The sequence below is a fragment of the Pseudomonas sp. ASL8 genome (genome assembly GCF_056680355.1).
Genome location: NZ_CM155278.1, coordinates 4,225,621 through 4,238,566, shown reverse-complemented (window position 1 = coordinate 4,238,566; position 12,946 = coordinate 4,225,621). Strand labels below are relative to the sequence as shown.

General features: G+C 58.2%; 11 protein-coding genes. 1 reads left to right on the top strand and 10 read right to left on the bottom strand.

The window, feature by feature from the left end; translation table 11 throughout:
- Window positions 1-133: 133 nt before the first annotated feature.
- On the top strand, window positions 134-1,459 hold the full coding sequence (gene trhP / locus AC1MEA_RS19380; RefSeq protein ID WP_219059896.1) for a prephenate-dependent tRNA uridine(34) hydroxylase TrhP: 1,326 nt from the start codon (window positions 134-136) through the stop codon (window positions 1,457-1,459).
- A 110-nt stretch (window positions 1,460-1,569) separates the two neighbouring features.
- On the opposite strand, the gene AC1MEA_RS19375 is transcribed toward trhP, so the two are convergent.
- The 10 genes from AC1MEA_RS19375 to AC1MEA_RS19330 all read right to left on the bottom strand — a co-directional run bounded on the left by AC1MEA_RS19375 (window position 1,570) and on the right by AC1MEA_RS19330 (window position 12,906).
- Window positions 1,570-2,523 carry a sensor domain-containing diguanylate cyclase gene (locus tag AC1MEA_RS19375; protein ID WP_449635778.1) on the bottom strand — a complete coding sequence of 318 codons (954 nt, stop codon included), beginning with the start codon at window positions 2,521-2,523 and terminating at the stop codon, window positions 1,570-1,572.
- 3 nt (window positions 2,524-2,526) lie between these two features.
- Window positions 2,527-3,525 (bottom strand): response regulator, encoded by a 999-nt coding sequence (locus AC1MEA_RS19370; protein ID WP_449635777.1) that lies wholly within the window; start codon window positions 3,523-3,525, stop codon window positions 2,527-2,529.
- Between the two features lie 195 nt (window positions 3,526-3,720).
- Window positions 3,721-5,451 (bottom strand): PAS domain-containing hybrid sensor histidine kinase/response regulator, encoded by a 1,731-nt coding sequence (locus AC1MEA_RS19365; RefSeq protein WP_219059914.1) that lies wholly within the window; start codon window positions 5,449-5,451, stop codon window positions 3,721-3,723.
- The gene (ercA, locus tag AC1MEA_RS19360; protein WP_219059915.1) at window positions 5,435-6,598 is read right to left on the bottom strand and encodes an alcohol dehydrogenase-like regulatory protein ErcA; all 1,164 of its coding nucleotides are present in this window, start codon (window positions 6,596-6,598) and stop codon (window positions 5,435-5,437) included. Before ercA ends, AC1MEA_RS19365 begins: the two co-directional genes overlap by 17 nt.
- A gap of 175 nt (window positions 6,599-6,773) precedes the next feature.
- Window positions 6,774-7,052: a pyrroloquinoline quinone biosynthesis peptide chaperone PqqD gene (pqqD, locus tag AC1MEA_RS19355; protein ID WP_219060334.1), complete on the bottom strand. Its 279-nt coding sequence runs from the start codon at window positions 7,050-7,052 to the stop codon at window positions 6,774-6,776.
- A gap of 160 nt (window positions 7,053-7,212) precedes the next feature.
- Window positions 7,213-7,284 (bottom strand): pyrroloquinoline quinone precursor peptide PqqA, encoded by a 72-nt coding sequence (gene pqqA / locus AC1MEA_RS19350; protein ID WP_010209364.1) that lies wholly within the window; start codon window positions 7,282-7,284, stop codon window positions 7,213-7,215.
- A 229-nt stretch (window positions 7,285-7,513) separates the two neighbouring features.
- Window positions 7,514-9,034, bottom strand: coding sequence for an acetaldehyde dehydrogenase ExaC (gene exaC, locus AC1MEA_RS19345; RefSeq protein WP_219059916.1), 1,521 nt, complete (start codon window positions 9,032-9,034; stop codon window positions 7,514-7,516).
- A gap of 210 nt (window positions 9,035-9,244) precedes the next feature.
- Window positions 9,245-11,020, bottom strand: a complete 1,776-nt coding sequence (locus tag AC1MEA_RS19340) for a PQQ-dependent methanol/ethanol family dehydrogenase (protein WP_219059917.1) — start codon at window positions 11,018-11,020, stop codon at window positions 9,245-9,247.
- A 132-nt stretch (window positions 11,021-11,152) separates the two neighbouring features.
- On the bottom strand, window positions 11,153-12,091 hold the full coding sequence (locus AC1MEA_RS19335) for a quinoprotein relay system zinc metallohydrolase 1 (protein WP_219059918.1): 939 nt from the start codon (window positions 12,089-12,091) through the stop codon (window positions 11,153-11,155).
- Between the two features lie 29 nt (window positions 12,092-12,120).
- Window positions 12,121-12,906, bottom strand: a complete 786-nt coding sequence (locus AC1MEA_RS19330) for a quinoprotein dehydrogenase-associated SoxYZ-like carrier (protein WP_219059919.1) — start codon at window positions 12,904-12,906, stop codon at window positions 12,121-12,123.
- Window positions 12,907-12,946: the final 40 nt, after the last annotated feature.

The following is a 12,946-nucleotide window of genomic DNA, read 5'->3' as shown; positions in this document are numbered from 1 at the left end:
AGGCTCTTTGCAACCTGCTCTATACCAACAGCAGTTTGTAGTGCCATCCGTTTGTTCACCAAGCATAGATCCAGATCAATAAACCCCGCGGGCAAGCCGATTACCCTCGGCGGTTTTTGCGACCGACACTGCCATGACCCTCTCGACCCCGGAATTGCTCGCCCCCGCCGGCACCCTGAAAAACATGCGTTATGCCTTCGCCTACGGCGCCGATGCGGTATACGCCGGCCAACCGCGCTACAGCTTGCGGGTGCGCAACAACGAATTCGATCACGCCAACCTGGCCCTCGGCATTCAAGAAGCCCAGGCCCAGGGCAAGCGCTTCTACGTGGTGGTGAACATCGCGCCGCACAACGCCAAGCTCAAGACGTTCCTGAAAGACCTGGAGCCGGTGATTGCCATGGCCCCGGACGCACTGATCATGTCCGATCCGGGCCTGATCATGCTGGTACGCCGACACTTCCCGCAGATGCCGATCCACCTGTCGGTGCAGGCCAATACGGTGAACTGGGCCAGTGTCGAGTTCTGGCAGCAACAGGGCGTGAGCCGGATCATTCTGTCCCGGGAACTGTCCCTGGAAGAAATCGCTGAAATTCGCCAGCAAGTACCCGCCATGGAGCTGGAAGTATTCGTCCACGGCGCGCTGTGCATGGCCTACTCCGGCCGCTGCTTGCTGTCGGGCTACATGAACAAGCGCGATGCCAACCAAGGTAGCTGCACCAATGCCTGCCGCTGGAAATACACGGCTCAGGAGGCCACGGAAAATCAGCTCGGCGAGATCGTTCAGACCTTCCAGCCCGAACCGACTTTGGGTACCGGCGCGCCGACCGATCAGGTGTTCCTGTTGCAGGAAGCCAATCGACCGGACGAGCTGATGCCGGCCTTCGAGGACGAGCACGGCACCTACATCATGAACTCCAAAGACTTGCGCGCCGTACAGCATGTCGGGCGCCTGACGCAGATGGGTGTGCACTCACTGAAGATCGAAGGCCGGACCAAATCCCACTTCTATTGCGCGCGGACCACTCAGGTCTATCGCCAGGCGATCGACGATGCGGTGGCTGGCCGAGAGTTCGACCGTAGCCTGATGACCGATCTGGAATCCCTGGCCCAGCGCGGCTACACCGAAGGTTTCCTGCGGCGACATGTGCATGATGAATACCAGAACTACCAGAACGGCAGCTCGGTTTCTGAGCGACAGCAATTTGTTGGCGAGTTGACCGGCGAACGGCGTGACCAATTGGCCGAAGTAAAGGTCAAGAATCGCTTTGGTCTGGGCGATCACATGGAGCTGATGACGCCCAAGGGCAACTTCCACTTCGATCTGCATCAGTTGCAGAACGTCAAAGGCGAGCCGATCGAGGTCGCACCCGGGGATGGGCATACGGTGTATTTGCCGATACCGGATGCGCTGGATTTGCGTTTCGGGTTGTTGATGCGGGATGTGAGTGTGAGCTGAAGTCACCCGAATCCCCCATTGCTGGTGCACCCAAGGTCCGGGCTAGCACCCTGGGGCTGGAGTTTCTTGACTAGAGCCCGGATTATTTTAAAACCCGACCAGACGTTACCTTACTCGTGCACCGACACCAGGTTGCGGCCATTGGTCTTGGAAACATACAGCGCCTGGTCGGCCCATTCGATCAGGTGTTTGTAGTCGGACGTCGGCTGGCTCATGTCTGCCACGCCAAGGCTGATGGTGCAGCGGATTGAATGGCCGTCGTGAATGACCTCTTGTGCTTCGATCGCCTTGCGCAGACGTTCGGCAAACACAACCCCACCGGCTTTATGGGTGTCAGGCAACAACACTGCGAACTCCTCACCGCCATAACGACCGGCAATATCAACATCGCGGATATGCTGACGCACGGTTTCGGCAACGAGCTGAATCACTTTGTCGCCCGCTTGATGGCCGTAGGTGTCATTGACGCGCTTGAAGTGATCGATATCAAACATGACCAACGTTGTCGCCGTGTCGTACCGAAGGTAGCGTGCGTATTCGAGCTTGAGGGCCTCTTCCCAGTGACCACGGTTGTACAAACCGGTCAGCCGGTCAGTGCTGGACAGCGTCTGTAACTGACTATTGGCCGCCTGCAATTGGTGCGCGTGGGTAGCCACGTCGGTCACGTCATAGATCACCAGGCAGATGTGCCCAATCTCGCTGTTGATCGAACGCAACGGAAACAGGGTGGTGTTCTGGTACATGAAGTCCTCCTGGCCGGTAATCGGCTGGTAGTTCTTGAAATGCACCAGATAAGGTCGCTGCTCCCAGATGGTGAACGCAGGCGTACCAAGAGTGACTACGTTGTCGACCTTCTTGCGGAACCATGCCTCATTGATTTCGGGAAACAGAGTGAAAAAAGATTGGCCGCTGGCCTCGTTCGGCACCACGCCGGAACGGTTCTCCATAAAAGTGTTCCAGACCTGCACCCGGAAATCCCGGTCGAAGACTACGACACCCACGTCGATGCTCTGCACGATGGTCAGCAACCAGTGAAGCTCTTTGATATCGATGTGATCGTTCATGGTTCAGCTCATCACGTAGGCGAGTTTTTTTGAAAGCCGCTCTACCGAGTCTTCGGTGAACAACATCAACAGATCGAAATGAATATTGTGGCCCTCCAGGCTGTAGCTGATTTCCACTGCGAGGGTTTTCTTCCAGCGCTGCTTATTAACCCGGATCAACTCTTCGATGCCTCCCTGCTCACCGAGTACTTGCGGGTGGCCCTGGGAAAACACCACGTCAATTTGCTCGGCGATCCCGCTCAAACAGGCTCCAATCAGAATCGTCGACAAGTCCAGGAGCATTTCCATGTCCGAATACTCGACCGAGTCCCGCTGCATCAATTTCGCCATATCAGCGATTTCGGAGCCGTGAAAAATCAGCAACGCTTCGCCAGCGATACCACAGCCGATATACCCCTGACAGACTGCTGTCAGCCGGTCACCGTTCTGCGCATCGGCCAACGCCATGTGCAGTTCACCCACTTCCAGCATGTTCACATTCGGCACTGGCAACTGGACGAACACACCCAGCACTCGGGCCAGCAACGCCCCGGCACGCCCCATGGCGACGTTGATGGTTTCGCGAAACGCATCCTGAAAACTGGTCTGCGTCTCGGGGACTTCCCGCGCGATGGCGACAGCCGTTTGAGGCTCGCCCAACAGACCAAGGCTTTCGAGCGTTTTTTTGAGTTCGTCCGGATCGGCCGGCTTTTTCAGGAAGGCCAAGGCGCCCAATTCGAGCACACGCCGTATCGCTTCCGTCTGCACATCGCCGGAAACCACAATGATCTTCGCTTGCAGATTTTCCGCCCGGACAGCGGCCAGGACCTGATACCCGTCCATTTCCGGCATCGTCAGATCGAGCAACACCACCTGCCCCAGCCCCTGACGAATGGCCTCAAGTCCCTCTCGGCCATTGGTCGCCATCGTGACCGAGACGCCCCAATCGGCGGGTAAAGCCCTCAATAGCTGCTTGCGCGCCATATTGGAGTCGTCGCATATCAGCAGGGGAATCATGGGCATTGTGTTCTTTCTCACTGCAAAAGAGTTTCAGGGGTTAGCCCCGAGTACGGATGCTATTTGTTACGCAAGAAAACCAATCAGAGCGCCGCCGCCAAAATGTCTGAGGCGTTCTTAGAGCCAATGGGTATAAAGACCACCTTATTAACCCGCGCGACTGGCTTATGCAATCTTTGTGCTCATGCCGTATTAAGGTACCTAACCCAGCAATTGACTTAACACTGCCCGCAGTTTTCCAGGTTTTACCGGTTTATTCAGCAGCGGTGCACCCAGCTTTCGCAGCGAACGACGACATTGATCACTGCGGTCAGCGGTGATCATGACGGCAGGAATGGATTGCCCGAAATGCTCGCGCAGGTGCGTGACCACATCGCAACCAATCACCCCGTGATCCAGGTGGAAGTCCACCAGAATCAGCTCCGGTGGTTGCCCTTGCAATACCGCCAGCGCGCTGTCCTGATCGGTGGCCGTCAGGACCTCACAGCCCCACTGGCCCAATAACGCAGCCATGCTTTCGAGAATGCTCAGTTCGTTGTCCACCACCAACAGGCGGCGACCCGGCAGAGGGTTACCCGCAACCGGATGCTGCTGCACCACGACATTGGCTGGTAGCGGAACCTCGTGCGACAGAGGCACTTCGATAGCGAACATCGATCCCCGCCCCGGTCGTGAATGCACCAGGACCCGATAACCCAGAATTTTCGCGATGCGTTCGACGATTGCCAGTCCCAGGCCCACCCCTTTGCGGTCAGCCGCACGGCCGACATCCAGTTGATTGAACTCCAGGAAAATCGAATCGAGGCGGTCTTCGGCAATGCCGCGCCCGGTGTCCCAGACTTCAAGGCGCAGGTAATCGCCCCGTCGCCGTGCGCCCAGCAAAATGTTGCCCTGCGCGGTATAACGGCAAGCGTTGCTGAGAAAATTACGCATAATCCGCGTCAGCAAACGCAGATCGGTACTTACCGCAAAGTCCCCTATGCGCACGCGCAGATTCAATCCTGCCGCTTCGGCCACCAATTGGAACTCCGAGGCCAGCGGCGCCAACAGCTCGTCGAGTCGATACAATTCGATGTCGGGCTTGATCGCGGCCTGATCCAGCCTGGAAATATCCAGCAGATCCGTCAGCAGGTCTTCAGCGCCTTCCAGCGCCTGATGGGTCCGCTCCACCAATACCTGCTCAGCCGTAGGCAATTGCCGCTCGCGCAAGGTCGAGATCAGCAACCGGGCAGCGTTAAGCGGCTGCAACAGATCATGGCTGGCAGCCGCGAGGTATTTGTCTTTACTGCGATTGGCGGCCTGAGCGGCGTCACGGGCTTCGCGCAATGCCCGCTCGATTTCCGCCCGCTGGACGATCTGCTGTTGCAGGTTGCGGTTCACTTCCAGCAATTCATTGGTGCGCGCAGTCACCCGTTGCTCCAGCTCATCGTTAAGCTGCTGCAAGTGCTGCTGGGCCAACTTGCGTTCAGTGATGTCAGCGACAAAGCCTTCGACCAGGCCATCCTGATCCGGTTTGAGCAGCAGGTTCATCAGCACATCGACATGGCTACCGTCTTTGCGTCGCAACTGGGTTTCATAGCCCAGCAGGCTGCGCTCGCGCAGCAGTATGTCGCCGATGGTCTCCAACTCCGCTGCACCGCCCGCAAACAAGTTGCCGGCAAGGTCGGCCAGGGAAAACAACACCTCTTGCGGATCGTCGTAGCCCAGCATTCTCGCCAAAGCGGGGTTCGCCGCGCGCAGGCCTTCTTTCAGGCTTGCCTGAAAAATCCCGTGCACCGCATGCTCGAACAGCCATTTGTAGCGATTACGCTCTTTTTCGAGTTCATCCAGACGTACGGCCAGCTCCGGGTAGTGGCTCTTGCGCGCCGAATGATTGCCCAGACCCAGCAACCCCGCGAGGGCTCGTTGCTGGTCCTCAGAGGGCTTCGCCATAGACCACCTCAACATCGCGCTGGCTGGACGCCCGCGGGTTGGTGAGAATGCAGGGATCATCCATCGCGTGCTGCGAAAGAAACGGAATGTCCGCCATGCTGACGCCATGCAGGCCAAGGGTTTCATGGAAGCCGATAGAACGCTTGAGGGCGATCAGATGCTCCACCAGACGCTGGCAGATCTGCCGGTGATTTAGACCCCGGCAGTCAATGCCGAAGGTCTCGGCAATCACCTTGAAGCGATCCGGCGCTGAATTGTAGTTGAACGCCACCACGTGCTCGACCAGCACGGCGTTACACAGGCCATGAGGCAGATCGAGGAAACCGCCCAGGCTGTGCGACATCGCATGCACTGCACCGAGGATCGCGTTAGAGAACGCCAGCCCGGCCTGCATGCTGCCGAGCATGATTTTTTCGCGCAATGCAATGTCGCCTGGATTGGCAATCATCTGCACCAGATTGCCATTGATCAGACGCATGGCTTCCAACGCGTGGGGATCGGTCAGCGGCCCGTGGCCGGTAGAAACGAAGGCTTCAATGGCATGCACCAACGCATCGATACCCGTACAGGCCGAGAGGAACGGATCCATGCTCAGTGTTGTTTCCGGGTCGATAAGCGAGACGTCCGGCACCACCGCCTTACTGACGATGGAGAACTTCATCCGTTCCTGCTGGTTGGAGATGATCACGAATTGCGAGACGTCAGCGGAGGTGCCTGCGGTGGTCGGGATCAGGATCAGTGGAGGGCTTGGCACCCGAATCATGTCCACCCCTTCGAATTCGAGGATGCTCCGCCCATGGGCGACAACGATGCCGATGGCCTTGCCGCAGTCCATCGGGCTGCCGCCCCCTACAGCGATAATCACGTCGCAGTGATTTTCACGGTAAAGGTCGGCACCGCGCATCACTTCCTCAACCCGCGGGTTAGGGGATACATCGCTGTACAGGCAGTAGTCGATGTCCAGCGCTCGCAGGCTGGCCTCGATGTCAGCGACCCAACCCGCAGCGATTACGCCGGGATCAGTCACCACTAATACCTTACGGGCACCGAAGGTTTTGGCGTAGTTGCCCGCATTGTGCCGACTACCGGCACCGAAAATTATTTCTGGAGAAACGAATTTGCGCAATTGACTGATGCTAGGGCTCATACAAAGCCTGTTTTTGTTGTTATCGGAGATGGGCGCCAGCCTAAACCATCTCGGGGCGAATGCAATCAGACCATTGCTCACACCTTGAAGAACAGTCGAGAAGCCTTTCGTTCGCGAACACGGCCGGGCAACGATACGTCAACCCACCAACAGCCAGAGCAGCGCGCCAGACCGGTTAATGGAACTCAATCCATTGCTGGGCATGGGCGACTTCTAAAAAGACCAGGATGTCGTCATCGACCCCCGGTGTGACGGGAAATCCTTCGCACAGTTGCTCAATAATCACATTCGTGCTTCGCAGCCCATCGACCTTGCGAAGAATGACCCCGGCACTGTCGCTGAGTTTGACCATGCCGTCAGGGTAAAGCAGAACGCGACAGCGCTGGTGAGGCTCCCATTGCAGACGAAAACCGTGCCTGAGGGCCGGTATGCGCTCACGCTTGCTGGCACTCATCGTGTTGTCGAGCAGGACGCTCGCGCCGTTGCGGGAGTGCGGTGTCATTGGAGGGCAACCGCCACCGGCGGCAGACCCGAAATTCTGGATGAGCATACTGAGTGCTCCAGTGAACAAGAAACGCCCCGGCCAACGCAACGATAGGCCGGGACTTGATTGATCAACGGCTGGCGAAATACATCGTCACTTCAAAGCCAATGCGCAGATCGGTAAACGCGGGTTTGGTCCACATAGGTCAATCCTCTTCTTGGGCCGGTCAATTCCGGTAGGTCAATTAATACACGTGAGGGGTGTAGGTTCGAATGCTACTTTGGGGGGTGTTTGTGGGGTGCGTTGGTAGGGGGTCATGACGCTGTCAGAGACACCGCCATGGTATTTCCCAGGCAAACCTGCTGCCACGGATCCTTGCGGGTTCCGTGGCAGCAGGCGTGCAATTACGCGTCCCGCTTCGAAGCTTTAGATTAGAAAAAGCCCATCGGATTGATGTCGTAGCTGACCAACAGGTTCTTGGTCTGCTGGTAGTGATCGAGCATCATCTTGTGGTTTTCACGGCCGACACCGGACTTCTTGTAACCACCGAACGCGGCGTGTGCCGGGTACAGGTGATAGCAGTTGGTCCAGACGCGACCGGCCTTGATCGCCCGGCCCATGCGGTACGCACGGTTGATGTCGCGGGTCCAGAGACCGGCACCCAGACCAAACTCGCTGTCGTTGGCAATCGCCAGGGCTTCAGCTTCGTCCTTGAAGGTGGTGATACCGACGACTGGGCCGAAGATCTCCTCCTGGAACACGCGCATTTTGTTGTTGCCTTTAAGCAGCGTCGGCTGAATGTAGTAGCCAGTGGACAGATCGCCTTCCAGACGTTCCGCCGCGCCGCCGGTCAACAGCTCAGCACCCTCTTCCTGGGCAATTTTCAGGTACGAAAGGATCTTGTCATATTGCTGCTCGGACGCCTGAGCGCCGACCATGGTCTCGGTGTCCAGTGGGTCGCCGCGTTTGATCTTGACGACTTTCTTCATCACTTCGACCATGAACGCGTCGTAGATAGATTCCTGAACCAGGGCACGCGATGGGCAGGTGCAGACTTCGCCCTGGTTGAAAAACGCCAAGACCAGGCCTTCAGCGGCCTTCTCGATAAACTGCGGTTCGGCCTGCATGATGTCTTCGAAGAAGATATTAGGCGACTTGCCACCCAGTTCCACGGTGCTCGGAATGATGTTCTCGGCCGCACATTTCATGATGTGCGCGCCCACTGGAGTCGAACCGGTGAAAGCGATCTTGGCAATACGCTTGCTGGTGGCGAGGGCTTCACCGGCTTCACGGCCAAAGCCTTGAACGATGTTCAAAACGCCCGGCGGCAGCAGGTCGTTGATCAGCTCGGCAAACACCATGATGGACAGCGGCGTTTGCTCGGCAGGCTTGAGCACTACGCAGTTGCCTGCGGCCAACGCGGGCGCCAGTTTCCAGGCGGCCATCAGCAGCGGGAAGTTCCAGGGAATGATTTGCCCGACCACGCCCAGCGGCTCGTGGAAGTGGTAAGCAGTGGTCAGCTCGTTGATCTCTGCGGCGCCGCCTTCCTGAGCCCGGATGCACCCGGCGAAATAACGGAAATGGTCAGCAGCCAGCGGGACGTCGGCGTTCAGTGTTTCGCGTACGGCCTTGCCATTGTCCCAGGTTTCGGTAACGGCGAGTATTTCAAGGTTCTGTTCGATGCGATCGGCAATTTTCAGCAGCACCAGCGAACGATCCTGAGCCGAGGTCTTGCCCCAGGCATCGGCAGCGGCGTGAGCGGCATCCAGCGCGCGTTCAACATCAGCGGCGGTGGAACGCGGGAATTCGGCGATGACTTCACCGTTGACAGGCGATGTGTTGGTGAAGTATTCGCCGTTAATCGGTGCCACGAACTCACCGCCAATGTAATTGCCATAGCGCGGCTTGAACGTAACAACAGCGCCTGGGGTTCCGGGTTGTGCGTAGATCATTATTGTGGCCTCTGTACGGGTCGTAGCCTGTCGGTCGAACAAGCGATGATCCGATGGTAGACAGCCGCAGGCGCCAAACGAATGCGCCGTTGGCAGGGGGAGTCTCGTTCTTTGGTCGTAATTAGAGGGCGCTGGAACCCTGCGAAGGCGCGTGACCGGATACACCGCATCACGCCCCTCCTCAGACGGGTCAGCTACCCCTGATTAAAGTCAGTGCTTGGCCACTAACTCTTTAGGCAACTTGAACGTCCAGAGCATGCCACCCTGGTTGAAGTCTTTGACTCGCTTGGCTACTTCGCCGCCCCACAATGGCACCGCACCGCCCCAGCCGGACAACACGGAGACGTATTGCTCGCCATCCATTTCCCATGTGACAGGAGAGCCCAATACGCCGGAACCGGTCTGGAACTCCCAAACCTTCTCGCCCGTCTTGGCGTTGAACGCCTGGAGGAAGCCTTCAGGTGTGCCGGTAAACACCAGGTTACCTTTGGTGGTCATTACGCCACCCCACAGCGGCGCGTAGTTCTTGTGGCGCCAGACTTCCTTGCCGGTAACCGGGTCGATCGCACGCAGTACGCCGATGTAATCCTCGTTAAGCGGCTTGATGGTGAAGCCTGCACCGAGGAACGCTGCGCCCTTCTTGTAGGTGATGTCTTCGTTCCAGATTTCCATGCCCCACTCGTTGGACGGCACATAGAACAGCTTGGTGTCCTGGCTGTAGGCCATCGGCATCCAGTTTTTAGCACCGAGGAAGGCTGGCGCTACGAAAACTGAAGTGCCTTTGGTTTCGCCACCCGGGGCGCCTGGACGGCTGGCCTCGTTGTAGAGCGGACGGCCTTTTTTATCCAGGCCGGTTGCCCAGGTAATTTTGTCGACGAACGGGAAGCCGCGGATGAACTCGCCGTTGGTACGGTTCAGCACGTAGAAAAAGCCGTTACGGTCAGCAGTGGCTGCGGCCTTGATGGTTTTGCCGTTTTCCTGATAGTTGAACGAGATCAGCTCGTTAACGCCGTCATAGTCCCAGCCATCATGAGGCGTGCTCTGGAAGTGCCAGTTGATGGTGCCGTCGTCCGGGTTGAGCGACAGACGCGAGGAGGAGTACAGGTTATCGCCAGGACGCAGGTGCGAGTTCCAGGGCGCCGGGTTACCGGTACCGAAGAACAATTGATTGGTTTCCGGGTCGTAGTAACCGCCCAGCCAAGGCGCCGCACCGCCGGTTTTCCACAGATCGCCAGGCCAGGTCTTGCCCGCCTCGCCACCGGAAATACCGTTCTCGACTGCCTTACCGTCTTTGTAGACGTAACCCATGTGACCTTCCACGGTAGGTCGGGTCCACAGCAGATCGCCGTTCTTCGGATCGTAAGCCTCGATTTTGCCAACCACGCCGAACTCGCCACCGGCGACCCCGGTAATCAATTTGCCGTTAATCACCAGCGGCGCGGCGCTGATCGAATAGCCGGCTTTATGATCGGCGACTTGCTTGCTCCAGACCACTTTGCCGGTGGTCTTGTTCAGAGCGACCAGCTTGGCGTCAAGGGTGCCGAAGTAAACCAGGTCGCCATACAGCGCAACACCACGGTTGATCACATCACAGCAGGGACGGATGTCATCGGGCAGGCGTGCATCGTATTGCCACAGTTTCTTGCCGGTGCGTGCATCTACCGCGAACACCCGCGAATAGGAGCCGGTCAGGTACATGACGCCGTCTTTGATCAACGGCTGCGCTTGCTGACCGCGCTGCTTTTCACCGCCAAAGGAGAAGGCCCAGACCGGGCGCAGATCCTTGATGTTGTCGGTGGTGATCATGTCCAGCGGGCTGTAGCGCTGGCCTTGAACGCCCAGACCGTTAGTAACGATCTGTTCCGGGTTCTTGGGGTCGTTGAGAATCTCCTGATCGGTTACCCCGGCCAGGGCTGCGCCTGACATCAGCATGGCACTCAAGAGCAGGCTCAGAGCGAAGGGTTGGCGACGTGCGGTTTGGGTCATGACGGCTACCTTTGCGGTTTTTTGTTGTGCTCGGGAAATCTTCCCGGTCTGATACGGATTCTTGGTCGCGGGGGCCCCGCCAACAATTGCCCGCAATATGGAGTTTTCTAGTTCCTTAGTAGGTAGACCGGTTTATTGACGGTCATCGAGGCGTTTCATCCCCTGTTTTTCGTAGCGCGGGTACAGATGGCTGACGCTGCGAATCAATTCGTAGCGGCTCAGGCTGATGCCGGCAAAGCGTTCCGGAATCGGGCTGCGGATCAGTTCGGACATGTCAGCGCCACTGGCTGCACCCTGCGCCATCAAGGTGTCCAGCCAACCGAGATAGTCGCGCATCTGGACGAACGGCCGGTGATCCTCAGCCAATGGACCATGACCGGGCACGATGACTTTCCACGCCAAGGCTTCCAGGCGGTCGACATCCGCCAGCCATACGCCAAGGCCCGGTGTATTGGGCGTGGTCAGGGCCCGCTGATAAAAAACCAGATCGCCGGCAAACAGCACACCGGTTTTCTCATCGAGAATCGCCAGGTCAGCACCGGTGTGCCCGCTGAGGGCCAGCAAACGCAAAGGATGACCCCCAATCGTCAGCGTACCGCTCTCCAGAACCTGGGTCGGCAGGTGCAGCTCGGTGCCGCGCATCCAGTCACCGACCATGCGGTACATGTTTTCAGCCAATGCATCGCCGTGCTGACGCATCAACTCGGTGGTCCCTGCCAACGCGCCAATAGGCACATCGGCAAACGCCTGGTTGCCCAGCACATGATCGGGATGATGATGAGTCAGCAGCACCTGAATCACTGGTTTGTCGGTGGTGGCGGCAATCACCTTGCGCAGGGCTTCGCCGTAGCGTCGCGAGGGTCCCGTGTCGATCACCACCACCCCGCTGTCGGTGACGATGAACGCCGTATTGACGATATTGCCGCCGTTGGCCTTGGCGAAGTTATCGGTGCTGCCTTCCAGCAACCAGGTACCTTCGGCGATCTGCCGAGGTTGCAGCGCATAGTCCAGATCGGCCAGTACCGGCTGACTCAGGCTCAGGCACAGGCATAACAAGATCAACACACGCATGGCGCTCTCCGCACGGCAGCCCGCAGCCGTTAATTGACGACCGCATTAAATTCGTTACCGCTGTTGTCGCGCAGCAACAGTCGGGTTTGCCCGGCACCTTGTATGTCGAACCCCAGGGTCGGGTTTTCACTGACCGCCGGAAACAGCTCAAGCGTCGCCAGGGTCTTATCGTTGGCGTCACGTAATTCGGCGTGATTGAGGTAAAACTCGGGAATGCCACTGACCATCCCGTTATCCATCGGATGGGCAATCTGCAGCCTCAAACGACTGAAATCGTTGCGGGGATAACGCCCACCCAGGACCTCACCGATATGTTCTTCCCAGCCTGCCTGGGTACGCACCACGCTGGGCGCCGTGCACCCGCCTCCGGCAGCGGAGATCTCGGTAGAGCCGACGTGCCATACGCCATCGCGGGTCAGCACCGCCGCCCGCAGGGGCGTTGACTGCTCGATACGGATACGAATCGCCAGCCACGGCAAGACCTGATCCCCCGGCTGGAAGTCAACGATCTGTGGCAACGGATTGAGTTCAGCCCAGGCCAGAATGCGCACCACTTGGCCTTTGAAGGCCCTGGCATCGATTTCGATAGGTACCTGACGCGAATCCTCGGCGAACGGTGGCGCCCGCAGGATCACCTGCTGATCGAAAACGTAGGGCGCACCCTTGAGCATTTTATGGTGATAGAAGTCCCACATCACCGAGGTGACTGGATCCTTGCCCGGCGCCCTCTCCAGCGATGTGTCCGGATCGGCGCCCGCCGCCAGCACCCACATCGGCAGGCAGGCCGCCAGCAAACAGGTCACTCGCCAGTTCATCGCGCATCGCTCCTGATGACGTACTGTTGATCAGTCAACC

Coding starts and splice junctions, on each gene's coding strand:
- trhP (WP_219059896.1), top strand. CDS start 134: ATGACCCTCTCGACCCCGGAATTGCTCGCCCCCGCCGGCACCCTGAAA.
- AC1MEA_RS19375 (WP_449635778.1), bottom strand. CDS start 2,523: ATGAACGATCACATCGATATCAAAGAGCTTCACTGGTTGCTGACCATC.
- AC1MEA_RS19370 (WP_449635777.1), bottom strand. CDS start 3,525: ATGCCCATGATTCCCCTGCTGATATGCGACGACTCCAATATGGCGCGC.
- AC1MEA_RS19365 (WP_219059914.1), bottom strand. CDS start 5,451: ATGGCGAAGCCCTCTGAGGACCAGCAACGAGCCCTCGCGGGGTTGCTG.
- ercA (WP_219059915.1), bottom strand. CDS start 6,598: ATGAGCCCTAGCATCAGTCAATTGCGCAAATTCGTTTCTCCAGAAATA.
- pqqD (WP_219060334.1), bottom strand. CDS start 7,052: ATGAGTGCCAGCAAGCGTGAGCGCATACCGGCCCTCAGGCACGGTTTT.
- exaC (WP_219059916.1), bottom strand. CDS start 9,034: ATGATCTACGCACAACCCGGAACCCCAGGCGCTGTTGTTACGTTCAAG.
- AC1MEA_RS19340 (WP_219059917.1), bottom strand. CDS start 11,020: ATGACCCAAACCGCACGTCGCCAACCCTTCGCTCTGAGCCTGCTCTTG.
- AC1MEA_RS19335 (WP_219059918.1), bottom strand. CDS start 12,091: ATGCGTGTGTTGATCTTGTTATGCCTGTGCCTGAGCCTGAGTCAGCCG.
- AC1MEA_RS19330 (WP_219059919.1), bottom strand. CDS start 12,906: ATGAACTGGCGAGTGACCTGTTTGCTGGCGGCCTGCCTGCCGATGTGG.